The organism is Microbacterium sp. Y-01, assembly GCF_003856715.1.
GTDB lineage: Bacteria > Actinomycetota > Actinomycetes > Actinomycetales > Microbacteriaceae > Microbacterium > Microbacterium algeriense.
Window position 1 is genome coordinate 104,897 of the sequence record NZ_CP024170.1, and the last position, 14,831, is coordinate 119,727.

Consider the following 14,831-nt stretch of genomic DNA (forward strand, 5'->3'; position numbering starts at 1 on the left):
CCCAGTCTATCCGCGGGCGGCGTGTCGCTTTCTGCCGGATCAGACCAGGACGACGTCGACGCCGAGCGCCGCGTACGTGCCCAGGGCACGACGGTCGCACGTGACGAGGGACGCTCCAGCGGATCGAGCGCACAGCGCGACGAGGCCGTCGTAGACAGCGCCGCCGGAGATCCCCGCTTCGGCGAGGACATCGACAGCGCCGCGTGCCGCTTCGCCCGAGAGGGCGATCGACCGGGGGAACGCCGTTCGTATCGCGCGCGCCGCGGCCGAAGGGGACAGGCGATTGTCGCCGGAAAGGCGCGTCAGCACCGAGTAGGTCTCCGCGGAGGCGTGTCCGGAGAGACCGAGGATGGCACCCGCGCAGGCGCGACGAACCGCGAGATGGGCGGTGCTGTCTTCGACGAGCAGAGCGACGGCTGCGCTCGTGTCCAGGACGAGGTCAGCGCTGGTCGGCAAGGCGCAGCTCGCGGATGTCGTCGGGGGTGAGAACGGCGCCGGAGGACGCGATGACGAGGCGCCCATCCTTCTCGATGAGGTTGTCCGGTGCGTCGATCTCGATCCGGATGCCGTTGCCGTCCAGGATCAGGTCGACCGGGCCGGGGATGAGACCGACGCGCTCCCGGAGCGAAGCAGGGATGACGATTCGCCCTGCCTTGTCCATGGTTGCGCGCATGCCACGAGACTACCATTCGAATGGTAGGCAGGTATAGCACGTGTCGATGGCCGCGCTCGGGTCGATGTGCGACGCGCCGAGGGGTGGACGACACGCGTCTGTCGCCGGGGTCGCGACGGGAGAACGGCGACGGGAAGTGGGAGAGTAGGCGCACGGAGGTCTGACATGGGCGGTGCGATCCTGTGGGGCGCGGTCGCTGCGGCACCGCTGTTCGTCGGTGCGGTGCTCGCCCTGCTGCGGAAGTGGCCGCCGAAGTGGCTCGGCATCGTCCTGGGCTTCGGCGCGGGCGCGCTCATGGCCTCGATCGCGTTCGAGCTGTGGGAGGAGGGGCTGGATCTCGCCGGTCCCATCCCGCTCGTGCTGGGTGTCGCCGCCGGAGCGATCAGCTATTACATCGCCGACCGGATCCTGGACGCGCGCGCCGCGAAGAAGAAGGAGCAGGCCGGCGGAGGTCAGCTCGCCGTGGGCGCTCTGCTCGATGGCATCCCCGAGCAGCTGGTGCTCGGCATCGGCCTCGCCTCCGGCGAACCCGTCAGCATCGCGCTCGTGGTGGCGATCCTGGTGTCGAACCTCCCCGAGTCGATCGGCTCGGCCGCCGACCTGCTCGACGGCGGCATGGCGAAGGCTCGGGTGCTGATGCTGTGGGCCGGGGTCGCGGTGCTGTGCGCGGCGGCCACTGTGGCCGGGTTCGCGCTCGCGAGCGTGACCGGAGATGACTTCCGCTCGGCGTCGAGCGGGTTCGCCGCCGGGGCGCTGCTGGTCATGCTCGTCGACTCGATGGTGCCGGAGGCGCAGTCGAAGGCGAAGGAGTCGACCGGACTCGCGACAGTGCTCGGGTTCGCGCTCGCAGCGGGACTGGCGCTCTCCTCCTGAGCACACGGCTCCGGAGCCCCCGTGACCTGAGCCGGCGAGGTCACCCCTCGGGGTCGGCGGTACTCCCACGGAACGGCTCGCGGCGCACGGCCCGGCCCTCGATGCTCTGGATCGAGAACGACAGGGCCAGGTTCCGGTCCCCGCCAGCCCACGGGTTCACGCGGGCCGCGACATCGCCGGCGTACTCGTCGGGGACGCGCGACAGGGTGCCGTGCATGAGCACGCTCCACGCCGTGTTCCCGAGCGGGTCGTGATAGTCCACCTCGAACGAGACGTCGATCGGTTCGAGCGTCAGGGTGGCCAGCAGGCCGTCGTGCGACGTGCGGAACAGCAGATCGTGCCCGGAGACGGCGAAGTTCACGGGATAGATCTGCACACGCCCGTCATCGACGAATCCGACACGGCCCACCGTCGTCGTGGCCAGCAGATCGTAGGACTGCTGTTCATCGAGCACTCGGATCATTCGCGCGCTCCTTCCCTCTGGCGCCAGTGTACCCAGCGCACCGGCGTCCGGCGATGGGGTCGCCGCCGCGGAGTGCGTCGTCAGATCCGCCCGGCCCGCAGGTCGGCCGTGAGCTCGGCGAGATAGGCGGGAGGTCCGGCTTCCGCGAACCAGAGCCACAACTCGGCCGCATGGATCGGGTACCAGGCGCGAACCCGTACGGGGTCCGCACCGTAGGCGTCGATGAGCGCTTCGGCGGAGAGCGGGTCCTTCCGGCCGGCGCCCCACGCGGCTCTGGACAGCTCGCGCAGAGGATCTCCGACATGCGCGGCCTCCCAGTCCACGACTCCGGTGATGCGACCCTTCACCGACAGCAGGTTCCCGTCTGTCCAGTCGCCGTGGCAGAAGGCGAGCCCCGAAGCGGACGGGATGACCAGCGGCAGGGGCGGGGCGTCGGCGGCGCGGTATCGGCGGATGATCGCCGCGTCGTCGGGTGGCGGCAGCAGCCCGGATGGCGGCTCCGCCTCGTGCAGGCCGCGGAGCAGCTGCGCAGAGGCCCGCAGAGCCTCGCGCCGAGCGACCGGATCCTGGTCGTCGAGGCGCGCCCCCGGAAGCTCCGTCATCAGGATGGTGCCCGGATGCTCCTCGACCAGTTCGGGCACCGGAAGACCGGAGCCGACCAGCGCCTGCAACGCCCGCACCTCGTTGTCGTGCCGCGCCGGATCCGACAGGCGCTTCTCCACGAGCCGCCTGCCGTCGCGGACGACCGACCGCACCTGACCGACCGCCCCTTGCCGCATCCCGTCATCCTCTCACCGCCCGCCACTCGGCGGACGGGAGGCGCGGAATCGGGCGCGAGTGGCGGGTTATCCTCGGTAGCGGCGTGCAGGATGCTGGCGGGAAGCCGCCGTGCTGGCGGCCCAGACACCCGTGGACAAAGGAGTTCCGATGACTGACACGACCCTGGCCCGCCCGACCTTCGACCCCGAGCTGGAGGCCGCCCTGGCCCTCGTGGGAGACCAGATGCCCTCCACTCTGACGGCGGAGATGATCCCCCTGCTGCGGCAATCGCCGGTCGGGGGAGAGGATGAGATCTTCGCGGCGCTCGAGGAGCGCGGGTTCTCGTACCGCGACGTGTCGATCCCCGGCCACGACGGCGATGAGATCGTCGTCACCGTGATCGAGAAAGAAGGGCGCACGGGGACGGGCCCGGGGTTCTTCCACACGCACGGCGGCGGCATGATCATCGGCAACCGCTGGCTCGGCGTGGTCGGCTTCCTGGACTGGGCTGAGCGTTTCAACGGCGTGATCGTCACGGTGGAGTACCGGCTCGCACCGGAGTTCCCCGATCCGTACCCGGTGGAGGACTGCTACGCCGGCCTCGTCTGGACCGCGGAGCACGCGCATGAGCTGGGCATCGACCTCTCCCGCCTGCTGATCGGCGGGGCGAGTGCCGGGGGCGGGCTCGCGGCGGGCACCGCCCTGCTGGCTCGCGATCGTCGTGGCCCGGAGCTCGTCGGGCAGCTGCTCATCTATCCGATGCTCGATGACCGGGACGAGTCGGTGTCCACCCGCCAGATCGACGGGATCGGGGTGTGGGACCGAGGCTCGAACATCACCGGGTGGACGGCGCTGCTGGGCGAGCGTCGGGGGACGGAGAACGTCTCGATCTACGCCGCTCCTGCCCGCGCCGCAGACCTGTCCGGACTGCCTCCCGCGTTCATCGACTGCGGCAGCGCCGAGGTGTTCCGCGACGAGGACGTCGCCTATGCCTCGAGGCTCTGGGAGGCCGGGGTGCAGGCGGAGCTGCACGTGTGGGCCGGCGGTTTCCACGGCTTCGACATGTTCGCCCCGCACACCGCCGTCGCCCAGGCCATGCTCGCGGCCCGCGACAACTGGATGAACCGCCTGCTCTCCTGACGCGCCCCTCGCTCCACTCCACCCGTCCCATCGACGGGTGGAGTGGGCGGCGACCCCGTAGGGTGGAATCCCCGTGCGATGGAGCCCGACATGCAAGATCTGCTGGGGCGTCTGACCGCCCTCGACCCGGATGCCAGCGAGACGCTCAAAGTCGTCACGTACTTCGACGCCCTCGTCGCCCGATCCGTCGGCGTCGAGAGCATGCTGCGGGGAGCGGCCGTCCTCAGCGGGGCGACCGTCGGCCAGCGCGACGGTGGTCAGGTCATGCGGGTGCGCGCGGACGGCGTGCGCATCGATCCGGCCGAGCCCTCCGTGACGTGGCCGATGCGGGACAGCGGTCCGGCGGCGGTCGTCTGGATCGAACGCGAGGGCACGCCCCACACGAACGACGCCATGATCCTGGAGCGGCTCAGCCTGGCGCTGGGCATCATCCGCGCCCGCCGCTCGATCGGCCCGGAGAGCGCGGTGGAACTCGCCATCAGCTCATACGCCGGAGCGGATGAGCGCGCGGCAGCCCTCCCACGTCTGCGGCTCTCCGCCGGCCCGCTGCGGTTGGTCGCGTCACCGCCGGATCCGGTGCCCCTGCCTCAGCACCCGTCTGCGGTCGTCGCCACCCGCCACGGACTGACGCGGGCGACGATCCTGGACGCGGGAACGGAGGCGGTGCAGGCGTGGCCGGAGTCGGAGCAGCAGCTCCTGCGCCTCGGGATCGGGCCGCTCGGCCCGGGCGAGCAGCTCCCGGGATCGTGGTCCGCGGCCCTGGTGGCCGCGCGACTGACCAGCCCGACGGAGCCGGTCGTCGACGCCGCCGACCTCGGCGCCCTTCTGCTCGTCGCGGAGATCGCGGAATCCGGACCGACCCACCCGGATGCTGTGATTCTGGGCGCCCTCGATGATCGCAGTCGCGAGCTTCTCGACGCGGTCGCCGAGGAACGGAGCGTTCGGGCGGCGGCCGCGCGACTCGGACGACATCACTCCAGCGTGCAGGAGCGGCTCACCGTGCTCGCGGAGACCCTCGGCTACGACCCCCGGACATCCCGTGGGCATGCCCGGTACGTGCTGGCCCGGATGCTGCGGAGCCTCGGATCCTGACGCCCTGATCCGCCGCGGCCTACTCGAACCCGGGGTAGTCCTGCAGCCTCTCCTCGAACTCCGCGCGGTCGGCCTCGCTGAGCACGCCGCTGGCGACGGCCACCAGCTGCAGCCCCTCGATCGGCTCCCCGGTGCGGGCGCTCTGCGCCTCGCGCGCTGTCCGGAAGCCGCCGTCCCTGTCGTTCGACAGGTCGTAGATGTTGGCGTAGAAGCGCATCGGATCGGGGAAGTTCTCGGTGTAGTACTCCCACGTCGTCTGCGTGCGCGGGTCGTCGCTGCCGTAGAGCTTCGCGATCATGGAGGGGTCGATGCCGGAGTTCGTCGGGTCGTTGAAGGAATACAGGTCCCAGAGCCCGTGCGCGACGACCTCCTCGCTGATCGCGGCCATCACCTCGAGCTTGCGGTCGTAGCCCTGAACCGGCTCGTTCGTCGCCCACGCCGTGGACGTGTACTCGATGAGCATCGACTCCCCGCCGTAGCCGTTCCGCTCCGGGCGCAGGTCCTCGTCTCCGACCTCGGTCCACGTGTAGCCGAACTCGGCGGTGAGACGCGCACGGATGTCGGCGAACAAGGCGTCGGACTGCGCACGGACCTCTTCCAACGACTGCTGGGAGAGAGCCTCCTGCGGGTCCTCGCCCTTGATCCCGGGGTACGCCTCGGCGTGCTTCTGCTCGGCGGTCTTCGCCCCGTCGTAGTTGCCCGATGCGGAGGTCTGCAGGGCGCTCATCCCGCCCACCGTGGCCACGTTGAACAGGATCGTCACGATCAGCGCGATCGCGCCGAGCCTGCGGCCGCGCGGAGACAGGAGGGCCGCGATGACCGTCGCGACGACGACCAGCTGCAGCGCGAGCATGGTGATGCCGTACAGGGTGTCCGTGCCGCCGGCGAAGAACACGCCGAACAGCACCAGGGCGAACAGGACGGCGGCAGCGAGGGCCACCCAGCCGAGGACGTTCGCCGGCTTTCGAGGGCCCTCCGCGAGTGCTGTCATCGCGACCGCGGGGGCAGCGGGAGCAGGGGTGGTCTGCCTCCGTGCACCGCGATACCCGCCGGGCGGGGGAACCGGCGGGGCGCCTTCGGTCCCGGCGATGTATCGGGACCGCTGCTTCTCGTGATCCATCACCATGGCTTGTCCGTCCCCGTGCCGCCGGGCTCGTCGCCGCGCTGCTGGTCGCGCTCCTGCGTGCCCTGCTCGAGCTTGTCCTGCAGGTCGCGCAGCTTGTCCTCGGAGGGCTGCTCCTGCTCCGGCGGGGTGGGCTGCTCCTCCGGCTGCTGCTGCTGCTCCTGCTCCTGCTGCTTCTGCTTCAGGCGGTCCTCGTTGCCATCCAGGGTGTCGGACATGTCGCGCTGCGGATCGGAGGACCGCTGCTGCGCCTCGTCGCTGCGGCACTCCTCGGGAGTCTCGACGGTGATGGTCAACGCCTCTCCGTACAGCTGTGCTGCCGTCGCGCCGTCCCCGTCGGCGCGCGCGGCGTCACCCATCCGCTCCACGACGAGGGCGAGGTTGATCCGCACGCCGCAGACCTCCAGCCCGGTGGCGAGGTCCAAGGACTCCTCGAGCTTCGCGCGCGCCTGAGGGAGCTGCTCCGCCGCCCCGAGTGCGGTGCCGATGTTGAAGGGGGCCTTGTACGGCTCGAACCAGTTCAGGAACTCCTGGCCGCGGGCCGCGCCCTCGGAACCGGCGAAGTCGTCGATCACATACGCGGTGATCGACTGATGGGCGAAGGCGTACATGCTGAGCAGCTTCCCGACGAAGAACAGGGCGGCGAGCGTCAGGGGGAGCGTCCCGATCGCGACCCATCGGCGGATGCGGCGTCGGCGGCGGTTCGACCGGAGCAGCTGGGCGGCCGCTTCGGACGACATGGGTGCGGCGGTGCTCGCGTCGGCCCGGGTGGAGAGGTCGGTCACGTTCGCTCCCTCGTCCGGTCGTCCGGGAAGCCGTCGCTCCGTACCGGGGCGCGGAGCCCGCGCAGGCGCGCGATCAGCAGCGTGGCGCGCGCGAGCTCGAATCCGAGGATCGCCAGGATCACGAGAGCCACGAGCCAGGAGAGCTCCATCACGTTTCCGACTTCGCCGGCCTCGGCATAGCCGGTGGTGGTCGATGGCGCCTCGGGAAGGGTGGGCGCGGTGTCGGCCGTCCGGTGCTCGTAGACGATGCCGAGCTGGTCGGCGATGATCTTCAGATTCCCCTCGTCGATCACCGACAGCGCATCAGCACCCTGGTACTGGATGTACTCGGAGCCGCCCTCGGCGACGCCGCCGGTCGTGATGCGCATCCGCCCGCCCTCGGCCGTGCCGTAGCCGAACACCGCCCCGGCGTCGGTGTATCTCTCGCTCGCACCGAACGCGGCCGGCGCCGAGCCGTCGGTCTGCTCCCCGTCGCCGAAGTAGAACACCATTCGCGAGCGGTCGCCCGAGGACTCGGCGGCAGAGGCGAGGGTCTCCTCCAGCAGAGGAGCGGCCACCCCGATGGAACTGCCGCGGGACTGACTCGTGACCTCCGGGCGCAGCACCTCGAGCGACCCCATCAGCGCCGTGGTGTCGGTGGTCAGCGGCATCCGCAGCTCGGCCGCTGCATCGGCCGTGATCAGGGCGAACCGCGCGCCGGGGTACTCCGCGACGAGGGCCCGCACGTCGTCTCGGATGCCGTCGAGTCGCGGTTCGCCGTCGCCCCAGTCCTCGGCGACGATGCTGGCGGTCGTGTCGACCACGAGCACGATGTCCGTATCGGTGGCGAGCGTCTGGGTGGCACCGCCGGGGATGCCGGGACGCAGCAGCAGCAGGGCGCATGCGAGCACCAGCAGGACGCGCAGCGCCCAGAGAGCCCGATGCCCGGCGAGCGTCCGCGTGTCGGTCACGCGCCCACCGACGCGCTGCGGCGGACGGACGAGCACCCAGATCGCGAGCGCCAGGACAGGGACGCACAGCAGGGCGATGAGCAGCGGATGCAGAACGGGCTGGAGGATCACAGGCGTACCCTCCACAGCACCACGACGAACCCCAGAAGGCACACCGACAGCAGCACGATCCACAGGTTCGGGGTGTCCGTCCAGACGACCTGCGCCTCGCCGCGCAGCTCGGTCGCCTCCTGCTCCTGCACCTGGGAGACGATGTCCGAGACGGTCGTCGTGTCCCGCAGCCCGAAAGCGGCGCCACCGGTGGCATCGGCCGCCCTGGCGAGTTCGGCGCTCACGGCCGCGTCCTTGCCCTGCACCGGATTCAGCGCGAACACCCGCACGTTCCGGGATGCGGCATAGGCCGCCGCTTCCTCGAGGGTCACGATCGAGGCGCCGTTGACCTCGTTGTCCGTGGCGAAGATGACCGACCGCGACCGGTCGTCGTCGGGGTGGTCGAAGCCCATCGCGCACGAGGCGAGACCGTCGCCGATCAGGGAGGCGCCGTCGCCGTTCAGCGTTCCCACCCAGTGCTCGGGGACGCGGTCGGTGAAGTCGAAGCTCCGGGTCATGCTCTCCAGGTGCTCCCGGATGAAGTCGTAGTCGTCGGTCAGCGGGAAGATCTGCACGGGTGAGCTGTTGAAGATGGTCAGGCCGATGCGCTCGCCCTCGAAGTCGTCGAGCAGCTCGTCGAAGACGGTGAGCACCTCGACGTCGACCTCGGACATCGAACCCGAGACGTCGAGGCACAGCATGATGTCGCGGCTCGTGTTGACAGGCTGGATCGTCTGCGCGGACATCGGGCGGGCCGCCACCACCCCGGCGACGACCGACGCCACCACGGCCAGCGCGAGGATGCCGGAGAGGGCGACCGCCCGCTGAGCGAGTGCCCGGCGGAAGGTCGGCAGAGTGCGTACACGCTCGGCACGCGCGACACGGGCCGCGTCGCCGCCGGAGGATCGCCCGCCGCGCCGGAGGCCGAGGGCCAGCCCGACCGCGACGGCGATCAGGACGACGGCGCCGGCGACGATCAGCATCCAGGTGTTCGCTAGTGCCATGCCCGCACCACCGTCCGTGCGGCTTCGGCGCCGGCGATCGGATCGATCGCGGGGCCCTGGCGGAAGATGCTCGGGTAGTAGTGCCGACTCATCGCGTCGATCAGGGCGGGATGGACACCGCGGGCGACGAGGTCGTCCAGCGCGAGGACCGGCGCCTCCAGGCCGCTGTACTCGTTGACGAAGGTGCGCACGACCCGGCTCAGGTCGAGGTTCGCCTGTCGAGCGGACAGCCGGCGCTCCCGGTAGTCGGTCTCGATCTGCTGGATCCTCCCCAGATACTCCGTCCGCAGCTGGGAGAGCACGTCGATGATGAGAGGTGAGTGCCCGGCGTTCGCGTCCGGCACGGAGAGCACACGGCGGGGGCGCGTGAGCGCGATCAGCAGCCACGCCCCGAGCACGAGGAGAATCAGGATGCCGATCGCGAGCAGCATCCATCCCCAGCTGTACTGCGCCGGGGGATAGAGCTCGTCAGAGCCGGGCATTCGACCTCCGATTCAGCAGCTGCAGCAGCTGCGCGACGGCGTCGTCCTGCCCGTCGAGGGAGGAGTGGCTGATCTCCATGCGGGTGAGCAGCTCGGCGAGGCGGGCGGCATCCGCTTCGCGCTGTGCCGTCAGCTCCTGCACGATGCCGCGGTCGCCCTGCACGAAGTCCGGCACCTGCCAGCGGCTGTCCGCGTCGGCGCGCATCTGTCCCGTGCGGTGGTCGAGCACCGGGTCGGCGTCGCGCAAAGTGAGCCAGAGCACGTCGTGCTGCACGCGCAGTCGCCGCAGCATCTTCTCCGTCTGCTCCGTCACGGGGGCCTCATCGGTGACCACCACGACGATCATGCGCCGCGAGATGGTGCGGGTCACGAAGGAGAGCAAGGCGTCGCGGTCGCTCGGCGCGGCGCTCTCGTCGATCGCGCGGTCGATCGTCCGCAGCGCGTGCTCGAGCGCTCCCTCGCTGCGTCCGGGGGCGAGGCGGCGGACGCGCGCGGCGTCGCCGTAGACGGTCGTGAAGTCGTCGCCGTGGCGCAGGGTGAGTACGCCGAGCACACCCGTCGCCAGGATCGCCAGCTCTTTCTTCGAGCGTTCGTCGGCGGCGAGGGCGTTCATCGACCGACCGGTGTCGACGACGAACAGCACTGTGTGCATGCGTGTCGCGCGGGAGCGCTTGACCAGCGGGGTGCCCAGCCGGGCGGTCGCGCGCCAGTCGATGTCACGCACCTGATCGCCGTACTCGTACTTGCGCAGGTCTTCGAAGTCGAGGCTTCGCCCGTGCAGGAGAGACGCGTAGGCGCCGTCGAGCGCATGCAGCGACTTGCGCGTCGAGTGGATGAAGAGCTTGCTCTTCACCTGCGTGATCAGGCTGGGCATCTGGCTGAGGGTCCCTGAGCGTGTCGAAGGGTGTCGAGGTCAGGGCGTGGGCACGGAGGCGAAGATCTGGTCGATGATCTCCTCGCTGCGGATGCCTTCCGCGTCGGCCTCGAAGGTCAGGAGCACGCGGTGGCGGAGCACGAGGTGGCGCAGCTCGCGGATGTCCTCAGGGAGCACGTGCGAGCGGCCCTTCAGCAGCGCGAGTGCTCTGGACGCCTGCAGGAACGCGATGCTCGCACGCGGACTCGCCCCGTACTTGATGAAGCGCGCGCGGTCCTCGCCGATGTAGGGCGCGGGATTCCGGGTGACGTAGGCGATCGACACGATGTAGTTGCGGATCGCCGGGTCGACGTAGATGCGGCTCGCGACGTCCTGCAGCAGGTGCACATCGTCGAGGCTGACGGCGCTGGCCACGTGCCGATCGGGGTCGAGGACGCCGGAGTCGATGCGGCTGAGGACCTCGAGCTCCTCGGCCGGGCTCGGGTACTCCACGATCTCCTTGAGCAGGAAGCGGTCCATCTGCGCCTCGGGCAGCTCGTACGTGCCCTCCTGCTCGATCGGGTTCTGCGTGGCGATCACGAGGAACGGCTTGGGCAGGTGGTGGATCTCACCGCCGATCGTCGTCTGATGCTCCTGCATCGCCTCGAGCATGGCGCTCTGGGTCTTCGCGCTGGAGCGGTTGATCTCGTCGAGCAGCACGAAGTTCGCGTGCACGGGACCGAGCACCGTGCGGAAGGAGCCGGTCGCGGCGTCGTAGATCTGGTTGCCGGTGATGTCGCTCGGCAACAGGTCGGGCGTGCACTGGATGCGCTTGAACTGCGCCTGCACCGTGTCGGCGAGGGTGCTGGCCGCGGTGGTCTTCGCCAGTCCCGGCACGCTCTCGAGCAGGATGTGCCCGCCCGCGATGAGCGCGACGAGCAGGCTGGTGCGCAACCGCTCCTGGCCGACCATCTTCGCCGAGTACGCGGCGGAGATGACGCGGAGCACTTCGGAGGCGCGCGCCAGCTCGGCGTCGGAGGGGGCGCGCGTCGCGGACGTCGGGGCGGACGCGGCTGCGCTGGACGCGGGTGCTGCGGTGGACGCGGGTGCTGCGGCGGGCAGGGCTGCCGTGGCGGGAGCGGCGGCCGAGGGTGCGGGCGGGGGCGGCGGCGCGGAGATCGTCGGCGGGTTCTGCGGGTGAGGCTCGGTCATCGCTCTTCAGGTCTCCCTCGTGTCGCACGAGGGACCGCAGTCGCGCCCGTCCCTCCGCGGACCAGCGTAATCGCAACCGCTCCGCCGCCGCGCGGATGGACGGCTCCTACGACCGATCTCGCGCGCGCTGCCAGCGCATCCTCGTGATCAGCACGCCGAGCAGGCACAGGGCGCCGCCGACGAACATCAGCGGCGTCGGCACTTCGCCCAGGATCGCCCAGGACATCAGGATCGCCAGGGCGGGGACGACGTAGGTGGTCGCCGAGGTCTGCCCCGCCGTGCTGCGCTGCAGGACGTAGGCCCAGGTCGTGAAAGCGATCGCCGTGGGGAAGACCCCGAGGTAGACGACCCACAGGGTCGCATCCAGCGGCGCCGACTGCAGGTCGCCGATGAGAGCGCCGATCCAGGGGAGCAGGGCGATCGCGCCGACGACCGCGCCGAGCCAGGTCAGCGTGGTCGGGTCGGCGCCGGCGGTGAGCAGGTGCTTCTGCAGCAGTGTGCAGCCCGCGTACATGACGGCGGCCAGGAGCGCGAGCAGCAGGCCGGTGATGTCGGGGCCCGCGCTGGTCGAGGAGTTCATGCCGATCAGCACGACTCCGAGGAACGCGATCGGCGCGCCGATGATCAGCGGGCGGGGAAAGCCCTCGCGCAGGAACAGCCCGCTGAAGACGACCACCATCAGCGGAGCGAGATTCACCACCATCGCCGCCGTGCCGGCATCGAGCGTGCGCTCCGCGCTGTTCAGGGCGAGGTTGTAGACGCAGAACCACCCCACGCCCCACACCACCACGAGGAGCCAGTGGCGCCGCGCGGGCAGGCGGATGCCGTGGCGCAGGGCGATGAGGGTGAGCACGACCGCGCCCACCGCCATCCGCAGCAGGGCGAGCGCGCCGGGGTCGAAGTGCGGTCCGGCGCCGCGGATGCCGATGAACGCCGAGGCCCACAGCACGACGGTGACGAGCGCGGCGACGAGGACGAGCGGCCCCTGAGCGCGGGGCTTCGTCTCGGCGGAGGGGCCGGTGCCCCCGGTGGTCTGCGGCATGCTTCGATCCTGGCAGGGGCCTCCGACACGGGGCGACGGGCCGGAGCGACAGCCGCCGACGGTTTTCCGCCAGGCGTCGAGCGTCAGGAGGCGGAGCGGTCGCCCCGGCGGCGGCCCACCCAGACCGCGAAGGCCGCGGTCGCGATGATGATCGCGGCGATCAGCAGCACCCAGAGGGCGACGCCGCCGTAGCCGCCGTTCAGGCGCGGGTCGAGGAACGGGTACGGATACCACCCCGTCCTGCCGGTGGCGGGGGCGATCACGAGGTTCGCCCGGATGAGCGTGTACACGACCCAGACGATCGGGAAGATCGCGGCGATCCCGATCGCACCCCACCCGAGCGCGCGGCGGCGCGGCGCGAAGAGCAGGTCGGCGAGCAGAAGGAGCGGGATCACCACGTGCAGCACCTCGTTCGACCAGGCCACCGTGGCGCCCTGAGGCAGCTCGATGCCCCGCAGCAGGGTGTTGTACACGATGCCGGTGACGATCATGTAGGTGCTCGCGCACATCAGCAGGACAGCCAGCCATCGGGGTTCCGGGCGTGCGTCGCGGTGCGTGAGCGCCCAGATCCCGCCGGTCGCCAGCGCCACCGCGGCGAGCACGTTCGACAGGATCGTGAAGAAGCTGAAGAAGTTCACGAAGACGGTCGGCAGATGCGCACCCCACGCCGTGTCCGCGGCGGCGGCGATCTCGAGCGTCCGCACCAGTTGGGCGACGATCGCCGCGACCGCGAGCGCGGATGCCGCGAGTCGTACGTAGGGCCACCAGGTCTTCATTTCGCCTCCGCCGCACACTGTAGCGATCCCCACCCCGCTCCCGTCGCACTTTCTGTCGCCTCCGGCCGCCCAGACCGACGGTTCTCGCGACGGGAGCGCACCCCGGGGGGCCACGGAGTGCGGGCCAGGGGGTGTCGGAGGGCGCCCGATAGGATGGGATCGCCCGCAGAGGGCCAGCTCATCGGCCGGTGCAAACCCGGCGAAAGCCAGGGGGTTACCCATGCCAGGAATCGTTATCGTCGGCGTGCAGTGGGGCGACGAAGGAAAGGGCAAGGCCACCGATCTTCTCGGTGAGCGCACCGACTGGGTGGTGAAGTTCAACGGCGGCAACAACGCCGGGCACACCGTCGTCGTGGGCGACGAGAAGTACGCGCTGCACCTGCTGCCCTCCGGCATCCTCTCGCCCGGGGTGACGCCCGTCATCGGCAACGGCGTCGTCATCGACCTCGAAGTGCTCTTCTCCGAGCTGGAGGCCCTGTCCGCCCGCGGCATCGACGTCTCGCGGCTCAAGGTCAGCGCCAACGCGCACATCATCACGCAGTATCACCGCACGCTCGACAAGGTGACGGAGCGGTTCCTCGGCAAGCGCAACATCGGCACCACGGGCCGCGGCATCGGCCCGGCCTACGCCGACAAGATCAACCGCGTCGGCATCCGCGTGCAGGACCTGTTCGACGAGAACATCCTGCGCCAGAAGGTCGAGGGCGCCCTCGACCAGAAGAACCACCTCCTCGTGAAGGTCTTCAACCGCCGTGCCGTCACCTGCGACGAGATCGTGGAGGACCTGCTGTCGTACGCCGACCGGCTGCGTCCGATGGTCGCCGACACCGGCTACCTGATCGCCGAAGCGCTGGATCGCGACGAGGTCGTCGTGTTCGAGGGCGGCCAGGCGACCATGCTCGACATCGACCACGGCACGTACCCTTTCGTCACGTCCTCGTCCGCCACGGCCGGCGGCGCAGCCACGGGCTCCGGTGTCGGTCCCGGTGCGCTCGATCGCATCGTCGGCATCGTCAAGGCGTACACGACGCGCGTCGGGTCCGGCCCCTTCCCGACCGAGCTGTTCGACGAGCAGGGCGAGTGGCTGCGCAAGCAGGGCTTCGAGTTCGGCACCACCACCGGGCGTCCGCGCCGGGTCGGCTGGTACGACGCCCCCATCACCCGGTACGCCACCCGCATCAACGGGATCACCGACCTCGTGCTCACCAAGCTCGACATCCTCACCGGTCTCGAGCAGATCCCGGTGTGCGTGGCGTACGACGTGGACGGCGAGCGCTTCGACGAGGTGCCGGTGAACCAGACCGACTTCCACCACGCGAAGCCGATCCTGGAGTACTTCCCCGGCTGGAGCGAGGACATCTCGACCGCGCGCACCTTCGAGGACCTGCCGCAGACCGCACAGGACTACGTGCTGGCACTGGAGCGGATGAGCAACACGCGCATCTCGGTGATCGGCGTCGGCCCCGAGCGCGACCAGGTCATCGTCCGGCACGACCTGCTCGACTGACCGGGCG

Annotated in this window: 17 protein-coding genes; 4 read left to right on the top strand and 13 right to left on the bottom strand. The window is 70.4% G+C overall.

All coding sequences use genetic code 11. The features are described 5' to 3' along the window. Nucleotides 1-39: 39 nt before the first annotated feature. Entirely contained in the window at nt 40-456 is a 417-nt protein-coding gene (locus CSX12_RS00500; RefSeq protein ID WP_124894478.1) for a PIN domain-containing protein, read from the bottom strand. Continuing rightward, nucleotides 440-673 carry an AbrB/MazE/SpoVT family DNA-binding domain-containing protein gene (locus tag CSX12_RS00505; protein WP_241160520.1) on the bottom strand — a complete coding sequence of 78 codons (234 nt, stop codon included), beginning with the start codon at nt 671-673 and terminating at the stop codon, nt 440-442. The genes CSX12_RS00500 and CSX12_RS00505 overlap by 17 nt, the downstream gene beginning before the upstream one ends. Before the next feature lie 165 nt (nt 674-838). On the opposite strand from CSX12_RS00505, the gene CSX12_RS00510 reads away from it, so the two are divergent. Next, nucleotides 839-1,546, top strand: coding sequence for a hypothetical protein (locus CSX12_RS00510; RefSeq protein ID WP_017201350.1), 708 nt, complete (start codon nt 839-841; stop codon nt 1,544-1,546). 40 nt (nt 1,547-1,586) lie between these two features. Here CSX12_RS00510 and CSX12_RS00515 read toward each other — a convergent pair whose 3' ends face one another. Beyond that, on the bottom strand, nt 1,587-2,009 hold the full coding sequence (locus CSX12_RS00515; protein ID WP_124894479.1) for a pyridoxamine 5'-phosphate oxidase family protein: 423 nt from the start codon (nt 2,007-2,009) through the stop codon (nt 1,587-1,589). Between the two features lie 80 nt (nt 2,010-2,089). Then, the gene (locus CSX12_RS00520; RefSeq protein WP_017201348.1) at nt 2,090-2,788 is read right to left on the bottom strand and encodes a phosphotransferase; all 699 of its coding nucleotides are present in this window, start codon (nt 2,786-2,788) and stop codon (nt 2,090-2,092) included. A 148-nt stretch (nt 2,789-2,936) separates the two neighbouring features. On the opposite strand from CSX12_RS00520, the gene CSX12_RS00525 reads away from it, so the two are divergent. Continuing rightward, entirely contained in the window at nt 2,937-3,908 is a 972-nt protein-coding gene (locus CSX12_RS00525) for an alpha/beta hydrolase (protein WP_124894480.1), read from the top strand. A 90-nt stretch (nt 3,909-3,998) separates the two neighbouring features. After that, the gene (locus CSX12_RS00530; protein ID WP_241160521.1) at nt 3,999-5,000 is read left to right on the top strand and encodes a hypothetical protein; all 1,002 of its coding nucleotides are present in this window, start codon (nt 3,999-4,001) and stop codon (nt 4,998-5,000) included. A gap of 19 nt (nt 5,001-5,019) precedes the next feature. On the opposite strand, the gene CSX12_RS00535 is transcribed toward CSX12_RS00530, so the two are convergent. The 9 genes from CSX12_RS00535 to CSX12_RS00575 all read right to left on the bottom strand — a co-directional run bounded on the left by CSX12_RS00535 (nt 5,020) and on the right by CSX12_RS00575 (nt 13,317). Continuing rightward, nucleotides 5,020-6,120 (bottom strand): hypothetical protein, encoded by a 1,101-nt coding sequence (locus CSX12_RS00535; RefSeq protein WP_124896766.1) that lies wholly within the window; start codon nt 6,118-6,120, stop codon nt 5,020-5,022. After that, nucleotides 6,120-6,908, bottom strand: coding sequence for a hypothetical protein (locus CSX12_RS00540; RefSeq protein WP_124894482.1), 789 nt, complete (start codon nt 6,906-6,908; stop codon nt 6,120-6,122). The genes CSX12_RS00535 and CSX12_RS00540 overlap by 1 nt, the downstream gene beginning before the upstream one ends. Further along, nucleotides 6,905-7,969 carry a VWA domain-containing protein gene (locus CSX12_RS00545; RefSeq protein WP_124894483.1) on the bottom strand — a complete coding sequence of 355 codons (1,065 nt, stop codon included), beginning with the start codon at nt 7,967-7,969 and terminating at the stop codon, nt 6,905-6,907. The genes CSX12_RS00540 and CSX12_RS00545 overlap by 4 nt, the downstream gene beginning before the upstream one ends. Then, nucleotides 7,966-8,952 (bottom strand): VWA domain-containing protein, encoded by a 987-nt coding sequence (locus CSX12_RS00550; protein ID WP_241160522.1) that lies wholly within the window; start codon nt 8,950-8,952, stop codon nt 7,966-7,968. The genes CSX12_RS00545 and CSX12_RS00550 overlap by 4 nt, the downstream gene beginning before the upstream one ends. Further along, nucleotides 8,943-9,434: a hypothetical protein gene (locus CSX12_RS00555; RefSeq protein ID WP_017201341.1), complete on the bottom strand. Its 492-nt coding sequence runs from the start codon at nt 9,432-9,434 to the stop codon at nt 8,943-8,945. Before CSX12_RS00555 ends, CSX12_RS00550 begins: the two co-directional genes overlap by 10 nt. Further along, nucleotides 9,421-10,308, bottom strand: a complete 888-nt coding sequence (locus CSX12_RS00560; RefSeq protein ID WP_124894484.1) for a DUF58 domain-containing protein — start codon at nt 10,306-10,308, stop codon at nt 9,421-9,423. Before CSX12_RS00560 ends, CSX12_RS00555 begins: the two co-directional genes overlap by 14 nt. A 39-nt stretch (nt 10,309-10,347) precedes the next feature. After that, complete coding sequence (locus tag CSX12_RS00565) at nt 10,348-11,499, bottom strand: MoxR family ATPase (RefSeq protein WP_241160523.1); 1,152 nt, start codon at nt 11,497-11,499, stop codon at nt 10,348-10,350. A 106-nt stretch (nt 11,500-11,605) separates the two neighbouring features. Next, the gene (locus CSX12_RS00570) at nt 11,606-12,541 is read right to left on the bottom strand and encodes a DMT family transporter (protein ID WP_017201338.1); all 936 of its coding nucleotides are present in this window, start codon (nt 12,539-12,541) and stop codon (nt 11,606-11,608) included. An 83-nt stretch (nt 12,542-12,624) separates the two neighbouring features. Further along, complete coding sequence (locus CSX12_RS00575) at nt 12,625-13,317, bottom strand: Pr6Pr family membrane protein (protein ID WP_017201337.1); 693 nt, start codon at nt 13,315-13,317, stop codon at nt 12,625-12,627. Between the two features lie 220 nt (nt 13,318-13,537). On the opposite strand from CSX12_RS00575, the gene CSX12_RS00580 reads away from it, so the two are divergent. Next, nucleotides 13,538-14,824: an adenylosuccinate synthase gene (locus tag CSX12_RS00580; RefSeq protein WP_026049610.1), complete on the top strand. Its 1,287-nt coding sequence runs from the start codon at nt 13,538-13,540 to the stop codon at nt 14,822-14,824. Nucleotides 14,825-14,831 lie beyond the last annotated feature (7 nt).

Coding starts and splice junctions, on each gene's coding strand:
- CSX12_RS00505 (WP_241160520.1), bottom strand. CDS start 673: ATGCGCGCAACCATGGACAAGGCAGGGCGAATCGTCATCCCTGCTTCG.
- CSX12_RS00510 (WP_017201350.1), top strand. CDS start 839: ATGGGCGGTGCGATCCTGTGGGGCGCGGTCGCTGCGGCACCGCTGTTC.
- CSX12_RS00515 (WP_124894479.1), bottom strand. CDS start 2,009: ATGATCCGAGTGCTCGATGAACAGCAGTCCTACGATCTGCTGGCCACG.
- CSX12_RS00520 (WP_017201348.1), bottom strand. CDS start 2,788: ATGCGGCAAGGGGCGGTCGGTCAGGTGCGGTCGGTCGTCCGCGACGGC.
- CSX12_RS00525 (WP_124894480.1), top strand. CDS start 2,937: ATGACTGACACGACCCTGGCCCGCCCGACCTTCGACCCCGAGCTGGAG.
- CSX12_RS00530 (WP_241160521.1), top strand. CDS start 3,999: ATGCAAGATCTGCTGGGGCGTCTGACCGCCCTCGACCCGGATGCCAGC.
- CSX12_RS00535 (WP_124896766.1), bottom strand. CDS start 6,120: ATGGATCACGAGAAGCAGCGGTCCCGATACATCGCCGGGACCGAAGGC.
- CSX12_RS00550 (WP_241160522.1), bottom strand. CDS start 8,952: ATGGCACTAGCGAACACCTGGATGCTGATCGTCGCCGGCGCCGTCGTC.
- CSX12_RS00555 (WP_017201341.1), bottom strand. CDS start 9,434: ATGCCCGGCTCTGACGAGCTCTATCCCCCGGCGCAGTACAGCTGGGGA.
- CSX12_RS00560 (WP_124894484.1), bottom strand. CDS start 10,308: ATGCCCAGCCTGATCACGCAGGTGAAGAGCAAGCTCTTCATCCACTCG.
- CSX12_RS00565 (WP_241160523.1), bottom strand. CDS start 11,499: ATGACCGAGCCTCACCCGCAGAACCCGCCGACGATCTCCGCGCCGCCG.
- CSX12_RS00570 (WP_017201338.1), bottom strand. CDS start 12,541: ATGCCGCAGACCACCGGGGGCACCGGCCCCTCCGCCGAGACGAAGCCC.
- CSX12_RS00575 (WP_017201337.1), bottom strand. CDS start 13,317: ATGAAGACCTGGTGGCCCTACGTACGACTCGCGGCATCCGCGCTCGCG.
- CSX12_RS00580 (WP_026049610.1), top strand. CDS start 13,538: ATGCCAGGAATCGTTATCGTCGGCGTGCAGTGGGGCGACGAAGGAAAG.